The organism is Dyella sp. A6, assembly GCF_036320485.1.
In the GTDB taxonomy this organism is placed as follows: domain Bacteria; phylum Pseudomonadota; class Gammaproteobacteria; order Xanthomonadales; family Rhodanobacteraceae; genus Rhodanobacter_A; species Rhodanobacter_A aluminiiresistens.
In genome coordinates this window covers 2,550,648-2,565,549 of the sequence record NZ_CP132911.1, presented here as the reverse complement: position 1 = coordinate 2,565,549, position 14,902 = coordinate 2,550,648, and the positions used below count along the sequence as shown (strand labels likewise).

Here is a 14,902-nt window from a genome sequence, read left to right as displayed (position 1 = left end):
GATCAACCGAACGTGAAGGCGTAGGCATGCACGCCCGGATCGAGGAAGGTGATCTCGAACACCCGCTCGCCGGTGCCGTGGGCCTGGCGTACCAGCTGGTACAGGCGCTGCGAGGTCACCGTGCCGTTGCCGGCGGCGTCGGTATCCATGCCGTGGTCGGCGCCGGGCGCCTTGCCGTCCAGGGTGATGCGGAAACGTACCGGCTTGCCGTCCTTGCCCGGACCCAGCACCAGATGCAGGTCGCGGCCGCGGAAGCGGTAGGTGATGCTGCCGCCGGCCCGTTCCAGCACGGCGGACTGCGGGTGCACCGTCCAGCGACCGTCCAGTGCCCACTGGTTGGTCGCCAGGGTGGCCGGGGCGTGGTAGTCGAACGGGTCGTCATGGGCTACCTGGCCGCTGGCGAAATTCTCCGCGCGGGCATAACCCACATAGGTTTCCGGCGAACGGTTGGCATCGCCGGGAGCGGCCGCTTCCGCACCCTTGCCATCGGGGTCCACGTAGCCGCCGGGCAGGTTCTTGTAGCCGGCGTCGGCGAGCAGGCGACGGATCACGTCCTCGCTCTCGGCATAGCCACCTTCGCCGAAGTGGTGATGACGGATACGCCCCTGTGCGTCGATGAAGTAGTGGGCGGGCCAGTACTCGTTGTTGAAGCCCTGCCAGATGGCGTAGTCGGAGTCCAGCGCCACCGGGTAGGTGACACCGAGGCGCTTGACCGCCGCCGCCACGTTGGCCGGGTCCTTCTCGAAGGCGAACTCCGGCGAATGCACGCCGATCACCACCAGTCCGTGGTCCTTGTACTTGTTGTACCAGGCCTCGACGTAGGGCAGCGAACGCAGGCAGTTGATGCAGGAGTAGGTCCAGAAATCGACTAGCACCACCTTGCCGCGCAGCGAGGCGCGCGTCAGCGGTGCGCTGTTGAGCCAGCCGGTGGCACCGGCCAGCGACGGGAACCGCCCCTCCACCGGCAGTGCCTGCCCGGCCTTGGGCTGCGCTTCCGCGGCTTCGGCGGGTGCGGGCCGCACGGCATTGATCAGGGTCTGCTCGATATGGTTGGTACTGGCCAGCGAAACGCGGGTGAGCAGACCGGTATCCAGTCCCAGCGCGATCGCTGCCACGCCACACAGCACCAGCACGCCCAGCACGCGGCGGATCCACTCGCCCGCGCCCAGCGACCGCTTCATCACGGCGAACACGCGACCGCCCACGGCCAGCGCCAAAGCCAGCGAGGTGGCTGCGCCAGCGGCATAGACCAGCAGCAACAGCGTGGTCGCCACGCTGGCGCCCTTCAGTGCCGCACCGGTCAGCAGCAGGCCCAGGATCGGTCCCGCGCAGGGCGCCCACAGCAGGCCCGTGGCGATGCCCAGGCCCACCGCGCCCCAGATCGAGTCGCCGTCATCGTGCGAACGCTGCGACAGCCGGTTGCCCAGCGCCACGAACGGCCGCGTGATCCATTCGGCCAGATGCGTGGAAAGCAGGGTCAGGCCGAGCAGGGCCAGTACCACCAGCGCTGCGATGCGGCCGTACTGGTTGGCGTGCACGGCCCAGCCGCCGCCCACCGCGGCCAGCGTGGCGACCAGTGCGAAGGTCAGTGCCATGCCCGCCAGCATCGGCAGGCCGTTGCGCATGAATGGCCGGTCGGCACGGGCGAACACGAATGGCAGCACCGGCAGGATGCACGGGCTGAGGATGGTGAGCACACCGCCGAGATAGGCGAGAAGCAGCAGGATCATGATCAGCAGGTTCCTGGAATAGGTTCGACGGGTTATTCGCCGTGATCGGTGCGCCGGTTACACCTTCGTCGCAACCGATACGGAGTAACGGCGGCGATGGATGCGGCGAATCGCATGATGAGTGCTTTGCCGCGGAATCTGCATGCTGCACTTGACCACCGAGGCGACCTGGGTACTAGATGATGGACTTTCGCCGTCATCGGACCTCTGCGCGCGCGTGTCAGCCGAATCCTCCAGCCCTGACGAGCCAGCCGACCAGCGCCGCGCTGCGTGGATGGCGGCCGCACAGGCCGGCGACCGTCGCGCCTACGAGCGCGTGCTGGCCGATTCGGTGGCGCTGGTCCGCAGCGTGGCACGGCGTCACGGGGTGCCGGTCGATCTGCTCGACGACGTGGTGCAGGAAACCCTGCTCACCGTGCATCGGGTGCGGCACACCTACGATCCGGCTCGTTCCTACGATGCCTGGCTGGCTGCCATCGCGGGCCGTCGGGCGATCGATGCATTGCGTCGACGTGGACGCCGCGATCGCCGCGAGGTGCACGACGAGTCCGTGCTGGACCTGGCGCACGGCCACGACGATGCAAGTGTCGACAGCGAGCGTGCACAGGAGGCCGCGCGCCTGCGCGCGGCGATCGAAACCCTGCCGCCCGGACAACGCGAGGCGGTCGAGGAGCTGGGCCTGAAGGAACAATCGCTGGCCGAGGTGGCCGAACGCACAGGGCGCAACACCGGTGCCCTGAAAGTGAACCTGCACCGCGCACTGAAAGCCCTGCGCGGGCGTCTGCACGGAGAACCCTGATACCCATGTCGTCCGATCCACGCCACCAAGCCCTGATCGACGCGCTGGGCGCAGAGCTGACGCCGGTGCGGCGTCTGCTGCCGCCTTGGCTGCGTACGCTCTGCTGGCTGCTGGCAGTGGCGGCGATCGCGGTGGTGTTGCTGGTCCATTACGGTACCGCGCCCATGCTGCGACGCTGGGCTGGAGCCCACGACCTGGCCTGGGCCGCCGCGGGTGCGGTGCTGACGGCCGTGTCGGCGGCATGGGCGGCGTTCACGCTTGGTGTGCCGGGGCGCTCGCGTGCATGGGCCTGGCTGCCGTTGCCGGGCGCGCTGCTGTGGATCGGCGCCAGCGGCGTGGGTTGTCTGCGCACCTGGCTGGCGCCGGGAACCAGCATCGCCACGCTGCATCAGTCCACCGATTGCCTGGTGTTCATCGTCAGCTTCTCGATACCGCTGTCGGCGCTGATGATCTGGCTATTGCGCCGGGCCTGCCCGTTGCGCCCGGTGCTTGCGGCGATGATGGTGGGATTGGCCAGCGCGGCGGCATCGGCCAGCCTGCTGGAGATCTGCCACGCCTTCGACGCTGCCGCCACCGACCTGCTGACCCATGCGCTGGCGGTAGGCATCGTGGTGGCGCTGAATGCGGCGATGGGCGGGCGACTGTTGACGCGGCATTGACGCGGCGTTTACGCAGCGAGGTAACCGTGAGGGTACCTTCGGCGAACAAGCCTATGGGGGTCGCGTCGCGGCTTTCCACGCTTTCTCCGCATACAAGGATTCCACTCATGAACACACGCATGCTCAGCACCCTTGCCGTGGCTGTCGCCATCGGCTGCTTTGCCCTGGCTCCGGCCTTCGCGCAGGACGCGATGAGCGCGGGCAACAGCTCGTCGATGTCGCAGGAGGCGATGCACAAGGGAGAGATGCACAAGGATGCGATGATGAAAAGCACCATGCACAAGGACGGCATGATGATGAAGAAAGATGCGATGAAGAAGAAGGATGCGATGAAGAAGAAGGATGCGATGAAGCATCACGCCATGTGGAAGCACGACCACATGAAGAAACACGGCCACATGATGAAGAAAGGCAGCATGGATGCCATGAAAAAAGACGCGAAGAAAATGAAGAAGGACGCAGCCATGGGGCACGGCGGCTGAGCGACCGCATGGCATGGCGGGCGCATTGTGGCCCGCCACGTCGGGGGTGTTCGTGCGTAACCGGCCCGCGAGGCGGATAATGACCGCGACTTTCCGCACGTGGTGGTCAGCATGTCCTCGTTCGCGCGCCGGCTCGGCATCGAGCATCCACTGATCCAGGCCCCGATGGCCGGGTCCACGTCTGCGGCGCTGGTGGCTGCGGTGTCAGCGGCGGGCGGCCTCGGTTCGCTGGGGGCTGGCTACCTGGAACCGCAGGCCATACTCGACCAGGCGACCCAGATCCGCGCCGGCACGAGTCGGCCGTTTGCGATCAACCTGTTCGTGCTGCCCGACGATTTAGAGCCCGACATGGCGGCAGTGGCACGTGCGCGCGAGCGGCTCGATGCGTTGATGGAACGCGAAGGCCTCGATGTACGCACCACGATGCCGGCACGCTGGGCACCACGCTTCTCCGACCAGTTCGCTGCCCTGTGCGAAGCGCGCCCGGCGGTGGCCAGCTTCGCCTTCGACCTGATTTCGCCCACGCAGGTACACGAACTGAAACAGCGCGGCATCGTCGTGGTCGGCAATGCCACCAGCGTGGCCGAGGCGCGCGCCTGGGCCGAGCTGGGAGCCGATGCGGTGTGCGTGCAGGGCGCCGAGGCGGGCGGTCATCGCGGCAGCTTCCTGCATGCGCCGGAAGAATCCATGATTGGCCTGTTCGCGCTGTTGCCGCTGGTGGCCCGTGCCGTGGAGATTCCGGTGATCGCCGCCGGCGGCATCATGGATGGCCGCGGCATGCTCGCTGCCGAGGTGCTGGGCGCGTCCGCCAGCCAGCTGGGCACGGCCTTCCTGGCCTGTCCGGAATCGACCGCCGCCGCAGCCTGGAAGCGCGACCTGCCGAATGTCGAGGAACACCGTGTGGTCACCATACGCAGTTTTTCCGGGCGCGCGGCCCGCGGCCTGCGCAACCACTACGTGGCGATGATGGAGCCCGGTGTCGACGCGCTGCCACTCTATCCGGTGCTCAACGCGCTTACCGCGCCGCTGCGGCGTGCCGCGGCACAGGCCGGGCGCGGTGACCTGCTGTCCGAGTGGTGCGGACAGGCCGCCGCGATGGCGCGCAACCTGCCCGCCGGCGAACTGGTGGCGCTGCTGATGGACGAATACGACAGCGCGGCGCGTGCGCTGGGCTGAGCCGCGCCGGGGCCGTCCGGGCCGGCCAGCGGGCGCAATCTCTTGCGTTTGTGGTCTGGCGGCTATAATGGGGCTACGCGATCCCGCGTACAGACCACGCCGCGAGGCACCCGCACTTGAGCACAACCCGTAACGTCAAGGCCGACACCACGGCCGCCCTGCGCAAGACTGTCATCGACGCGCTGGAAGAACTGAAGGCCAAGGACATCCGCGAGATCGATGTCCGCGGCAAGACCTCCATCGCCGATCTGCTGGTAATCGCCTCCGGTACCTCGGCCCGTCACGTCAAATCCATCGCCGACGAAGTGGTGAAGTTCGCCAAGAAAGCCGGGGTGATGCCGCTGGGCGTGGAAGGCGAGCAGGAAGCCGAATGGGTGCTGGTCGACCTGGGTGACGTGATCGTCCATGTCATGCTGCCGCGCATCCGCGAGTTCTACGGGCTGGAGCGCCTGTGGACCATCGGCGACCGCGAGCCCGACCTCGACGCCGCGGGCGCGGTGTGACCCAGGGACATCCGTCTTCCCGCGCGGGTGGGCGAGAACGCGACACCGGCATCGCCCGACGGGTATCCGGCAACGCCGTGATGCCTTTTTCCGTAGGCCCCGGACGGGTAGGCCCCGCACTGGCTGGACGGCGATCGTGCGCGCACGCCTGATCGCCGTCGGCGAGCGCATGCCCGGCTGGGTCGCTGACGGTTTTGCCGAGTACCGCAAGCGTCTGTCGCACGAGCTGCCGCTGGAATTGATCGAGCTGAAACCGGGCGTACGCGGCAAGGGGCGCGACGATGCACGCGCCATGCATGACGAGGGCGTGGCGATCCTGGCCGCGCTGCCGCGCGACAGTCATGTGATCGCGCTCGATGGCCGCGGCAAGTCGTGGTCCAGCGAGGATCTGGCAGCGCAGCTGACGAACTGGCGCATGGCCGGTCGCGAACTGGCCTTCCTGATCGGCGGACCGGACGGCCACGCGCCCGAGGTTCTGGCCCGGGCCGACCAGCGCTGGTCGCTGGGGCCGCTGACTCTGCCGCACATGCTGGTGCGGCTGGTGCTGGCCGAACAGCTTTACCGCGCCACGACGATTGTGGCCGGCCATCCCTACCATCGCGCCTGATCGTCAGGCGACCACACTGCAAACCCGGAGAGCTTCCATGTCCTTCCGCATCGAGTCGGCGACTGTCCACGATCTCGACGATCTGGCTCCGCTGTACGACGCTTATCGCCAGTTCTACGACCAGGCGCCCGATCCCGTCCGCGCCCGTGACTTTCTGGCCGAGCGGATCGAGCGGAGCGAGTCGCTGATCCTGCTGGCCCGCGATGCGCAGGGTGCGGCGCTGGGCTTCACCCAGCTGTATCCGTTGTTTTCATCGGTGCGTGCCGTGCGTACCTATCTGCTCAATGACCTGTTCGTGGCGATCTCCGCGCGTCGGCAGGGCGTGGCGAAAGCCCTGATGCAGGCGGCCGCTGCCGCGGCGACAGCACGTGGCGCATCCAGCCTGTCGCTTTCCACTGCGCTGGACAATCTGCCGGCGCAGACACTCTACGAGTCACTGGGCTGGCAGCGCGATCAGCACTTCTGCCATTACGGGCTGCGACTGTGACCATGGCGTCTGCACCGCAGCTGTACCTCGCCTCGCAGTCGCCGCGTCGGCGCCAGTTGCTCGAACAACTCGGCGTGGCGTTTTCCGCGCTCGATGTGGATGTGCCCGAGCAGCGCACAGCCGGCGAGTCGCCGTACGACTACGTCAGCCGGGTCGCCCGCGACAAGGCCCGTGCGGGCAGGGAAGCGCTGGGCGATGCCGTGCATGCCTGGGTACTGGGCGCGGACACCGAAGTGGTGCTGGACGACGAGGTATTCGGCAAGCCACGCGACGCCTCGGACGCGGCCGCGATGCTGCGCCGGCTGTCGGGCCGCAGCCATCGGGTGATCTCGGTGGCCTGGCTGGTCGGTGCTGCGGACGAGCATGTGGCCGGCTGCGAGTCGGAGGTGCGTTTCGCTGACCTGGACGAGGCCACGATCGCGGCGTACGTGGCCACCGGCGAGTCGTTCGGCAAGGCCGGGGCTTATGCGATCCAGGGCGCCGGCGCGGCGCTGATCGAGCATCTGCAAGGCAGTTATTCGGGCGTGATGGGGCTGCCGCTGTTCGAGACGGCCCGTTTGTTGCGCGAGGCCGGCATGGTGCTGTTCGGCCCGGTGGGATAAGGCCGGATCAGGTGTGGTGATGCGCCACGGTCACGAACAGCGCCACCATCGCCACCAGGTTGTTGACGCCATGCGCCAGCACCGAAGGCCACAGCGAACCGGACTTCAGCCGCAGCCAGCACAGCGCCAGCGCGAGCAGCATCAGGTCGGGCAAGGCGTACCAGCGAAAGTGCAGGCCGGGCAGATGCACCAGGCCGAACAACAGCACGCATGCGGCTACCGACCAGGCTGTCGGGAAGCGGCGCAGCAGCGCGGACAGCAGCACCCCGCGGAACAGCAGTTCTTCCACCAGCGGGCCGACGCTGACCACGACGACCAGCAGCAGGGCACGCATCGCCGGTGTCGCACTCTGGCCCATCTGGGCCACGTTCTGGGTCACCTGCTGGCCGTGCGCCAGCCATTGCGTGATCAGGCCACCCAGCGGCGGCACCAGCAGTCCCACCGTGGCGGCGATGACGAAAAACGCCGGCGTAACCGGCCGGCGCATGCCGAAGCCCGGCGGGTAGGCCTGTGTCCACAGCCGTGGCCAGTTGCGGCGGACCACCGTCATCACGACCAGTGCGGCCAACGGTACGGTAAGCACGACCATCAGGGTCAGCGCGTCGGGCTGCTGCATGATCGCCGAGACCTGTTGGCGGATGCGCGCGCCGGTCTCGCCCATGTGCTTCAGGCCGACGACCAGCCCGACCATGAACCCGCCGGCGACGCTCAGTGCAAGCTGCAGCAGGAAATACAGCGCGATCATGCCGACCGCGGACCATAGCCCGGGGGCCTGCGGCAGCTGTGGCGGACCGTTGTCGATGCGTGCCGCTGGCGGTGGCAGAGGCGGCAGTTCGGCCGGAGATGTGATCGACGCGGAATTCATGGTGGACCTTCAGCCGGCCAGCAGCGTGCGCGCGATACCGGTGACGGCCATCAGCACGACCGCGGCCCAGCCTAGCATGCCAAGTAGGAAGCCACCGCCGCGACGCGATGCGTCCTGCAGGTAGGCCAGGGCATACCAGATCCGGCCGGCAACCCACACCAGCCCGGCCACGCCGGCCCAGGCGGCAAAGCCGTAATGCACGGCCAGCCACAGCGTGGGCAGGAACAGCATTGTGCTTTCCAGCGTGTTCATCTGGACCCGGTAGGCGCGCTCGAACGCGGGATGGCCGCTGGTGGCGGGTGCCTTGATGCTGTGTTTCTCGCGTGCCTTGCCCGCGGCGTACATGGTGCCGAACATCAGCAGCACGGAAAGCAGGACGACCAGGGCGGGGAGTTGCTGGAGCATGGGCAGGCTTTTTGGTGGCGGTATCCCACTTTAACGGTTTGGCCGCAGCCTGCGCCTGGCGCTATCGTCATGGTTGCATGCCGCAGACGGCAGCCTGGACGAGGACGGTGCGATGGACTGGCAAAAAGGCGAAACCAGCAACAACGTGGAAGTCGACAGCGGCGGCGGTGGCGGAGGTCCGCGTTTCGGTGGTGGCCGTGGGCTGGGACTTGGCGGCCTGCTGATCCTGGCCGTGCTCGGCTGGGTGTTCTTCAAGAATCCGATGGCCCTGCTGGACCAGGGCGGTCAGCAGACTGGCGGTTATGCGCCCACAAGCCAGCCGGCCCAGGTCGATCCGCAACAGAAGCTTTTCGTGGAAAAAATACTCGGCTCCACCGAGAAGACTTGGGGCGACATTTTTGCCTCGATGGGGCGTACCTATGTCGACCCGAAGCTGGAGCTTTTCAGCGGCAGCGTGCGCACCGCCTGCGGCACGGCGTCCACTGCGGTGGGGCCGTTCTACTGCCCGGGCGACCAGAAGGTCTACCTCGACCTGGATTTCTTCCGCGAGCTGCAGCAGCGCTTCCACGCCAGCGGCGATTTCGCGCGGGCCTACGTGATCGCGCACGAGGTGGGGCACCACGTGCAGAACCAGCTCGGCATCTTCGCCAAGGTGCAGCAGCTGCAGCGCCGTGGCGTGCCGATGGACGGGCCCGACGGGCTGTCGGTGCGGCAGGAGCTGCAGGCCGACTGTTTCGCCGGCGTGTGGGCCAACCGCAGCCAGCAACGGCTGCAGTGGCTGCAGCCCGGCGACGTGGCGTCGGCGCTGAATGCGGCAAGCCAGATCGGCGACGACACCCTGCAGCGCGAGGCACGCGGCACTGTGGTGCCCGACTCGTTCACCCACGGTACGTCGGCGCAGCGGGTGAAGTGGTTCAAGACCGGACTGGACAGCGGCGATATACGCAGTTGCAACACCTTCGCCGGCGAGCCCTGACGCGGACTCCGGGAGCGGCCTGTCGGCGACGCCGGCAGGCCGTGACGGGGGATCTTCCGCCGGCTCGCGACTGGCTCTAGAATCCGCTCGCTGCGCGCCTCGGGGTGCGCTTTCGCTGGCTTGTATGAGTCATCCCTGCCTGAGTTGTGGCGCCTGCTGCGCGCATTTCCGGATCGCCTTCCACTGGTCCGAAACCGATCCTTTTCTTGGCGGCACGGTGCCCGTCGAGCTGACCGAGAAACTCGATCCGCACCGCGTGGTGATGCGCGGTACGCAGTCGAAAACGCCGCGTTGCGTGGCGCTGCAGGGCACCATCGGTGAGGCTGCCTGCTGCGGCATCCATCCGATCAAGCCGTCGGTCTGCCGCGAAGTCGAGCCGTCGTGGGAGTTCGGCCGGCACAGCCTGCAGTGCGACAAGGGGCGCATCGCGCACGGTCTTGCCGTACTGACGCCGGAAGACTGGCTGGAACGCCCCGGCCCCAGTGACCCGCCGCTGCCGCGCAGCGCGTGAGCGCAGCCGCGGCGCGGGCGGTCAGTCGAAGCGGTAGATATCCATCGCCAGGAAACCCAGGTCGATCCCGGCGTCGATGCGTTGCGCGTGCGCCTGTTCGCCGGCGGCACCGAGCGCGACGAACAGCGGCAGCAGGTGCTCGTCGGTGGGGTGCGCGCGTTCGGCGAATGGCGCCTGGCGGCGGTAGTCCAGCAGGGCGTCGAGATCGCCCGCGGCAAGACGTTGTTCGATCCAGCTGATGAACGGGCGCACGTACGGTGCCTCGTGGTCCGCGTCGTAGCCGGCGCGCAGGTCGTACAGGTTGTGGGTGATGCTGCCCGAACCGATCACCAGGACGCCTTCCTCGCGCAGTGGCGCCAGCGCGCGACCGATGGCGTACTGATGCGCCGGCCCGAGCTGCGGCTGGATCGTGAGCGGGATCACCGGGATGTCGGCCTGCGGATACAGCATGCGCAACGGCACCCACACGCCATGGTCCAGGCCGCGTTGCGGGTCCAGCCGCGCCGGCATGCCGGTGGCCTGCAGTCGCTTGGCTACCCGTGCGGCCAGCGCGGGCGCGCCGGGGGCCGGGTAACGCAGCCGGTACAGTTCAGGCGGAAAGCCATGGAAATCGTGGATGGTTTCCGGTTGCGCCGCGCCGCCGACCGTCGGGGCGGGGGCAAGCCAGTGCGCGCTGGCGACCACGATGGCTTCGGGGCGCGGCAGGCTGGCGGACAGCTCGGCCAGGCGCTCGCCGGTGGCGCCGGGCTGGAGCGCGGTCATCGGTGAGCCGTGGGAGATATACAGGCTGGGCAGGGTGGACATGGGCATGTGACCTCGATGAATGAGGTCATCATGGGGTTCCGTCGACCGGTTTGCAGCCCGGTACGGCGGAACGCAGCGTCTTGCCGACGGCGACAATCGCGCGGGCGTGGCGCCCGCGCGTCAACTCACTTGCCGCGGCCCGGCTTGCCGCCACCGTGTCCGTGCGGATGTGGCTTGCGATTGCCGGGACGGTTGCCGCCGGGCTTGCGGAAGCCGCCAGGCCGACGCGTCGGTGCGGCGGAACCGCCGTCGTCGTTGCCGTCCCATGCATGGATCTGCAGTTGCTGGCGGGCGACCCACACCTTCTTCAGGTGCTCGAAGATTTCCTTCGGCATGCCCTCGGGAAGATCGACCAGGCTGTGGTCGCCGCGGATGCTGAGCTTGCCGATGAACTGGCTGTCCAGGCCGGCTTCGTTGGCGATGGCGCCGATGATGTTGCCGGGCTTCACGCCGTGTTCGTGACCGACTTCGATGCGGTAGGTGATCTTGCCCGGCTCGGTGGCGTGCGGCCGCGGCGCATGTTCGCGGCGCGGTGCCCGTTCGTGGCTGCCATCGGCGTCGCGGCGTCGCGGCGCGCGTTCGCTGTCGTTTTCGCGCGGCGCGCGCTCGCGCACCGGCGGCGGCTCCATCAGCAGCGGGCGGTCGCCCTGGGCGATGCGGGCGAGTGCGGCGGCGATCTCCACCGCCGGCACGTCGTGTTCCTGCTCGTACTGCTCGACCAGCTGCTGGAACTGCTCCAGCCCGCCGATCGCCAGCACGTCGCTGATGCGCTGCTTGAAGCGGGCGATGCGCTGGTCGTTCACCGCCTCGACGGTGGGCAGCTTCATCTCGTCGATCTTCTGGCGCGTGGCGCGCTCGATCGCCCGCAGCATGCCCTTCTCGCGCGGGGTGACGAACAGGATCGCCTCGCCGCTGCGCCCGGCACGGCCGGTGCGGCCGATGCGGTGGACATAGCTTTCGGTATCGTAGGGAATGTCGTAGTTCAGCACGTGGCTGATCCGCTCTACATCGAGGCCGCGGGCGGCCACGTCGGTGGCGACCAGGATGTCGAGCTTGCCGTCCTTCAGCTGCTGGATCACCCGCTCGCGCTGGGGCTGGGCGATGTCGCCGTTGATCGCGGCCGCGGCGAAACCGCGGGCGGACAGCTTCTCGGCCAGCTCCTCGGTGGCCTGCTTGGTACGCGAGAACACGATCATCGCGTCGAACGGCTCGGCTTCCAGGATGCGCGTCATCGCGTCCAGCTTGTGCAAGCCGCTGACGAACCAGTAACGCTGGCGGATATTGGTGTTGGTGGTGGTGGCGGCCTTGATGGTGATCTCGGTCGGATCCTTCAGGTGCCGCTGGGCGATCTTGCGGATCGGTGCCGGCATGGTGGCCGAGAACAGCGCCACCTGACGACCGGGCGGGGTGGCCTCAAGCACCTTCTCGACGTCGTCGATGAAGCCCATGCGCAGCATTTCGTCGGCTTCGTCGAGCACCAGGTATTTCAGTTCCGACAGGTCGAGCGTGCCCTTGTCCAGATGATCGATCACGCGACCGGGCGTGCCCACCACGATGTGCACGCCACGGCGCAGCGCGTGCAGCTGCGGGCCGTAGCTCTGTCCGCCGTAGATCGGCAGCACCTGCAGTCCGGGCAGGTGCGCGGCATAGCGCTGGAACGCCTCGGCCACCTGGATCGCCAGCTCGCGCGTGGGCGCCAGCACCAGCGCCTGCGGCTTGCCGGGCTTGAGGTCGATCCGGGTCAGGATCGGCAGGGCGAAAGCGGCGGTCTTGCCGGTGCCGGTCTGTGCCTGGCCCAGTACGTCGCGACCTTCCAGCAGCGGCGGAATGGTGGCGGCCTGGATCGGCGAGGGCGATTCGTAGCCCACGTCGGCCAGCGCGCGCAGCACTTCCGGTGAGAGGGCAAGCGCGGTGAAGCCGGCGGCAGCCGGGGCGTGGTCGGAAGACGGGGCGGACATGGGAAACCTCGAGTGGCACGCGCGACGGCATGCGGGGGAGAGGCCCCTATTGTATCAGCTTGGCGCGCCCCCACCCTCACTGAGTCCATCCGTATAGGGGTCCATCATGTCGAATCGATTGAACGGCCGCGTCGCCCTGGTCACCGGCGCATCCTCGGGCATCGGCGAAGCCACCGCGCTGGAGCTGGCCCGGCAGGGCGCCAGACTGGCTGTCACCGCTCGCCGGCGCGACCGGCTGGATGCGCTGGCGGCGCAGCTCAAGGCACTCGGTGCCGAGCCGCTGGTGCTCACCGCCGACCTGGCCGACGAGGCCGAGGCGCAGCGCATCGTGCACGAGACCGAGCGGCATTTTGGACGTCTGGACATCCTCGTGAACAATGCCGGCGTGATGTATCTGGAGCCAGTCGGCGAGGCCGATCTGGGCCGCTGGCGGCACATGCTGGAGCTCAACGTGCTGGGTCTGATCGCCTCGACCCAGGCCGCACTGGCCGGCATGCGCGCGCGGCGCGACGGCCACATCGTCAACATCTCGTCCACTGCCGGCCGCGTGGCCAACCCGAACGCGGCCGCCTATTCGGCCACCAAGTTCGGCGTGGTGGCGTTCTCCGAGGCGCTGCGTCGCGAGGTCTACAAGGACAACATCCGGGTCAGCGTGATCGAGCCGGGGGTGGTCGAAACCGAGCTGCGCGACCACATCGGCCATGCCGCGACCAAGGATGCACTGAATGCCTGGGCCGACAGCATGCGCCAGTTGCAGAGCCAGGACGTGGCCGAGACGATCGCCTTCTGCGTGAGCCGCCCGTCGCACGTCAACATCAACGAGGTGCTGATGCGGCCGACCGACCAGGAACGCTGAGCCCGTTATCATGGCGCTCTTGCACACGGCGAGGGCACCATGACTGCGATCGAGACGATTTCCGCGCAACACTGCTTCGGCGGCACGCAGGGCTTCCACCGGCACGTGTCGGCCAGCTGCGGCGGGCCGATGCGCTTCGCACTGTATCTGCCGCCGCAGGCCGAGGCGGCGCCCTGTCCGGTGCTCTACTACCTGGCCGGACTGACCTGTACCGAAGAGACCGCCACGATCAAGGCCGGTATGCAGCGCCTTGCCGCCCGGCTGGGACTGGCGCTGGTGATGCCGGACACCAGCCCGCGCGAGACCGGCTTCAAGGGTGCCACCGGCGACTGGGAGTTCGGCGAGGGCGCCGGGTTTTATCTCGATGCCACGCAGACGCCATGGTCCTCGCGTTTCCGCATGGAAAGCTACGTGGTGGACGAACTGCCGGCCTTGCTGGCAGCGCACTTTCCGGTGGACGTGTCGCGCAGCGCGATCTGCGGCCATTCGATGGGTGGCCACGGCGCCCTGACCCTGGCACTCAAGCATCCCGAACGCTATCGCTCGGTATCCGCGTTCGCGCCCATCGTGGCGCCCATGCAGGTGCCGTGGGGGCACAAGGCGCTGCCGCGTTACCTGGGCGACGACCGCGCTGCCTGGGCCCGGCACGACGCCTGCGAGCTGGTGCGTCGCGGTGGCTTCCCGGGCACGATCCTGATCGACCAGGGCGAGGCCGACCCGTTCCTGGCCAACCAGCTCAGGCCCGAACTGTTCGAGCAGGCCTGCGCTGAAGCGGGGCAGGCGCTGGACCTGCGCCGGCATGCCGGCTATGACCACAGCTACTGGTTCATCGCCAGCTTTGCCGGCGAGCATCTGCAGCACCATGCCCGCGCGCTGGGACTGGCGTGATCGCTTCGCCCGAGCTGTACACGCCGCGTACCCGGATCCGCCTGGCCGACGAGGTCGATGCGGTGGCACTGCTGCGCTACCGCGCCGACAACCGTGTGCATCTGGCGCCGTGGGAGCCGCTACGCGATGCTTCGTACTACACGCTCGATCATTGCGTGCGCACGATTGCCGAGGGCCGCGAGGCGGCCGCACAGGGGCGCGGTTATCCGCTGCTGGTGCTGGATCCCGACGGCGAGACGATCCTGGCGACCTTCACCTTCGCCAACGTGGTACGTGGTGTGTTCCAGGCCTGTCATCTGGGTTATGGCGTGGCGGCCGAAGCGCAGGGGCAGGGCCTGATGCAGGAAGCCCTGCGCGCTGGCCTGGACTGGGCCTTCGGCGAGCTGGACCTGCACCGCGTCATGGCCAACCACATGCCGCGCAATGAGCGCAGCGCGCGTCTGCTGGCGCGGTTGGGGTTCGAGCGCGAGGGTTACGCCAAGCGTTACCTGCGCATCAACGGCGTCTGGGAGGACCACGTGCTCACCGCCAGAACCCGCGCCGACGACTGAGCACTGCGGCTTCCGTCGAAGATATCCCGGCTGCGGTGCGAAG

General features: G+C 68.1%; 18 protein-coding genes. 13 read left to right on the top strand and 5 right to left on the bottom strand.

Annotated elements, in window-relative coordinates:
* Nucleotides 1-2: 2 nt before the first annotated feature.
* Entirely contained in the window at nt 3-1,730 is a 1,728-nt protein-coding gene (locus tag RA164_RS11520; RefSeq protein ID WP_329740995.1) for a cytochrome c biogenesis protein DipZ, read from the bottom strand.
* 142 nt (nt 1,731-1,872) lie between these two features.
* Between RA164_RS11520 and RA164_RS11515 the strand changes: the two genes are divergently transcribed.
* The 8 genes from RA164_RS11515 to RA164_RS11480 all read left to right on the top strand — a co-directional run bounded on the left by RA164_RS11515 (nt 1,873) and on the right by RA164_RS11480 (nt 7,045).
* Nucleotides 1,873-2,529, top strand: coding sequence for an RNA polymerase sigma factor (locus RA164_RS11515; RefSeq protein ID WP_329740994.1), 657 nt, complete (start codon nt 1,873-1,875; stop codon nt 2,527-2,529).
* A gap of 5 nt (nt 2,530-2,534) precedes the next feature.
* On the top strand, nt 2,535-3,188 hold the full coding sequence (locus RA164_RS11510) for an NrsF family protein (RefSeq protein ID WP_329740993.1): 654 nt from the start codon (nt 2,535-2,537) through the stop codon (nt 3,186-3,188).
* Nucleotides 3,189-3,295: 107 nt separating this feature from the next.
* On the top strand, nt 3,296-3,670 hold the full coding sequence (locus RA164_RS11505) for a pentapeptide MXKDX repeat protein (RefSeq protein WP_329740992.1): 375 nt from the start codon (nt 3,296-3,298) through the stop codon (nt 3,668-3,670).
* A 111-nt stretch (nt 3,671-3,781) separates the two neighbouring features.
* Entirely contained in the window at nt 3,782-4,846 is a 1,065-nt protein-coding gene (locus RA164_RS11500) for an NAD(P)H-dependent flavin oxidoreductase (RefSeq protein ID WP_329740991.1), read from the top strand.
* 116 nt (nt 4,847-4,962) lie between these two features.
* Complete coding sequence (gene rsfS / locus RA164_RS11495) at nt 4,963-5,349, top strand: ribosome silencing factor (protein ID WP_329740990.1); 387 nt, start codon at nt 4,963-4,965, stop codon at nt 5,347-5,349.
* A gap of 136 nt (nt 5,350-5,485) precedes the next feature.
* Complete coding sequence (gene rlmH / locus RA164_RS11490; RefSeq protein WP_329740989.1) at nt 5,486-5,956, top strand: 23S rRNA (pseudouridine(1915)-N(3))-methyltransferase RlmH; 471 nt, start codon at nt 5,486-5,488, stop codon at nt 5,954-5,956.
* A gap of 37 nt (nt 5,957-5,993) precedes the next feature.
* Nucleotides 5,994-6,443, top strand: a complete 450-nt coding sequence (locus tag RA164_RS11485; RefSeq protein ID WP_329740988.1) for a GNAT family N-acetyltransferase — start codon at nt 5,994-5,996, stop codon at nt 6,441-6,443.
* 2 nt (nt 6,444-6,445) lie between these two features.
* On the top strand, nt 6,446-7,045 hold the full coding sequence (locus RA164_RS11480) for a Maf family protein (protein ID WP_329740987.1): 600 nt from the start codon (nt 6,446-6,448) through the stop codon (nt 7,043-7,045).
* A 7-nt stretch (nt 7,046-7,052) separates the two neighbouring features.
* Here RA164_RS11480 and RA164_RS11475 read toward each other — a convergent pair whose 3' ends face one another.
* Both RA164_RS11475 and RA164_RS11470 read right to left on the bottom strand, forming a co-directional pair.
* On the bottom strand, nt 7,053-7,910 hold the full coding sequence (locus RA164_RS11475) for a CPBP family intramembrane glutamic endopeptidase (RefSeq protein WP_329740986.1): 858 nt from the start codon (nt 7,908-7,910) through the stop codon (nt 7,053-7,055).
* A gap of 9 nt (nt 7,911-7,919) precedes the next feature.
* Nucleotides 7,920-8,315 (bottom strand): MAPEG family protein, encoded by a 396-nt coding sequence (locus RA164_RS11470; RefSeq protein WP_329740985.1) that lies wholly within the window; start codon nt 8,313-8,315, stop codon nt 7,920-7,922.
* A gap of 112 nt (nt 8,316-8,427) precedes the next feature.
* Between RA164_RS11470 and ypfJ the strand changes: the two genes are divergently transcribed.
* Entirely contained in the window at nt 8,428-9,291 is an 864-nt protein-coding gene (gene ypfJ, locus RA164_RS11465) for a KPN_02809 family neutral zinc metallopeptidase (protein ID WP_329740984.1), read from the top strand.
* A 124-nt stretch (nt 9,292-9,415) separates the two neighbouring features.
* Nucleotides 9,416-9,802: a YkgJ family cysteine cluster protein gene (locus RA164_RS11460; RefSeq protein WP_329740983.1), complete on the top strand. Its 387-nt coding sequence runs from the start codon at nt 9,416-9,418 to the stop codon at nt 9,800-9,802.
* Nucleotides 9,803-9,823: 21 nt separating this feature from the next.
* Here RA164_RS11460 and RA164_RS11455 read toward each other — a convergent pair whose 3' ends face one another.
* Both RA164_RS11455 and RA164_RS11450 read right to left on the bottom strand, forming a co-directional pair.
* Nucleotides 9,824-10,606 (bottom strand): dioxygenase family protein, encoded by a 783-nt coding sequence (locus tag RA164_RS11455; RefSeq protein ID WP_329743535.1) that lies wholly within the window; start codon nt 10,604-10,606, stop codon nt 9,824-9,826.
* 125 nt (nt 10,607-10,731) lie between these two features.
* Nucleotides 10,732-12,564: a DEAD/DEAH box helicase gene (locus RA164_RS11450; protein WP_329740982.1), complete on the bottom strand. Its 1,833-nt coding sequence runs from the start codon at nt 12,562-12,564 to the stop codon at nt 10,732-10,734.
* Between the two features lie 106 nt (nt 12,565-12,670).
* Between RA164_RS11450 and RA164_RS11445 the strand changes: the two genes are divergently transcribed.
* The 3 genes from RA164_RS11445 to RA164_RS11435 are packed head-to-tail and all read left to right on the top strand — an operon-like array spanning nt 12,671 to nt 14,859.
* A complete protein-coding gene (locus RA164_RS11445; protein ID WP_329740981.1) occupies nt 12,671-13,420 on the top strand; it encodes an SDR family NAD(P)-dependent oxidoreductase in 750 nt (249 codons plus the stop codon).
* Nucleotides 13,421-13,459: 39 nt separating this feature from the next.
* On the top strand, nt 13,460-14,308 hold the full coding sequence (gene fghA / locus RA164_RS11440) for an S-formylglutathione hydrolase (RefSeq protein WP_329740980.1): 849 nt from the start codon (nt 13,460-13,462) through the stop codon (nt 14,306-14,308).
* Complete coding sequence (locus tag RA164_RS11435; RefSeq protein ID WP_329740979.1) at nt 14,305-14,859, top strand: GNAT family N-acetyltransferase; 555 nt, start codon at nt 14,305-14,307, stop codon at nt 14,857-14,859. Before fghA ends, RA164_RS11435 begins: the two co-directional genes overlap by 4 nt.
* The last annotated feature ends 43 nt before the right edge of the window (nt 14,860-14,902 follow it).

Coding starts and splice junctions, on each gene's coding strand:
- RA164_RS11520 (WP_329740995.1), bottom strand. CDS start 1,730: ATGATCCTGCTGCTTCTCGCCTATCTCGGCGGTGTGCTCACCATCCTC.
- RA164_RS11515 (WP_329740994.1), top strand. CDS start 1,873: ATGCTGCACTTGACCACCGAGGCGACCTGGGTACTAGATGATGGACTT.
- RA164_RS11510 (WP_329740993.1), top strand. CDS start 2,535: ATGTCGTCCGATCCACGCCACCAAGCCCTGATCGACGCGCTGGGCGCA.
- RA164_RS11505 (WP_329740992.1), top strand. CDS start 3,296: ATGAACACACGCATGCTCAGCACCCTTGCCGTGGCTGTCGCCATCGGC.
- RA164_RS11500 (WP_329740991.1), top strand. CDS start 3,782: ATGTCCTCGTTCGCGCGCCGGCTCGGCATCGAGCATCCACTGATCCAG.
- RA164_RS11485 (WP_329740988.1), top strand. CDS start 5,994: ATGTCCTTCCGCATCGAGTCGGCGACTGTCCACGATCTCGACGATCTG.
- RA164_RS11480 (WP_329740987.1), top strand. CDS start 6,446: ATGGCGTCTGCACCGCAGCTGTACCTCGCCTCGCAGTCGCCGCGTCGG.
- RA164_RS11475 (WP_329740986.1), bottom strand. CDS start 7,910: ATGAATTCCGCGTCGATCACATCTCCGGCCGAACTGCCGCCTCTGCCA.
- RA164_RS11470 (WP_329740985.1), bottom strand. CDS start 8,315: ATGCTCCAGCAACTCCCCGCCCTGGTCGTCCTGCTTTCCGTGCTGCTG.
- ypfJ (WP_329740984.1), top strand. CDS start 8,428: ATGGACTGGCAAAAAGGCGAAACCAGCAACAACGTGGAAGTCGACAGC.
- RA164_RS11460 (WP_329740983.1), top strand. CDS start 9,416: ATGAGTCATCCCTGCCTGAGTTGTGGCGCCTGCTGCGCGCATTTCCGG.
- RA164_RS11455 (WP_329743535.1), bottom strand. CDS start 10,606: ATGTCCACCCTGCCCAGCCTGTATATCTCCCACGGCTCACCGATGACC.
- RA164_RS11450 (WP_329740982.1), bottom strand. CDS start 12,564: ATGTCCGCCCCGTCTTCCGACCACGCCCCGGCTGCCGCCGGCTTCACC.
- RA164_RS11445 (WP_329740981.1), top strand. CDS start 12,671: ATGTCGAATCGATTGAACGGCCGCGTCGCCCTGGTCACCGGCGCATCC.
- fghA (WP_329740980.1), top strand. CDS start 13,460: ATGACTGCGATCGAGACGATTTCCGCGCAACACTGCTTCGGCGGCACG.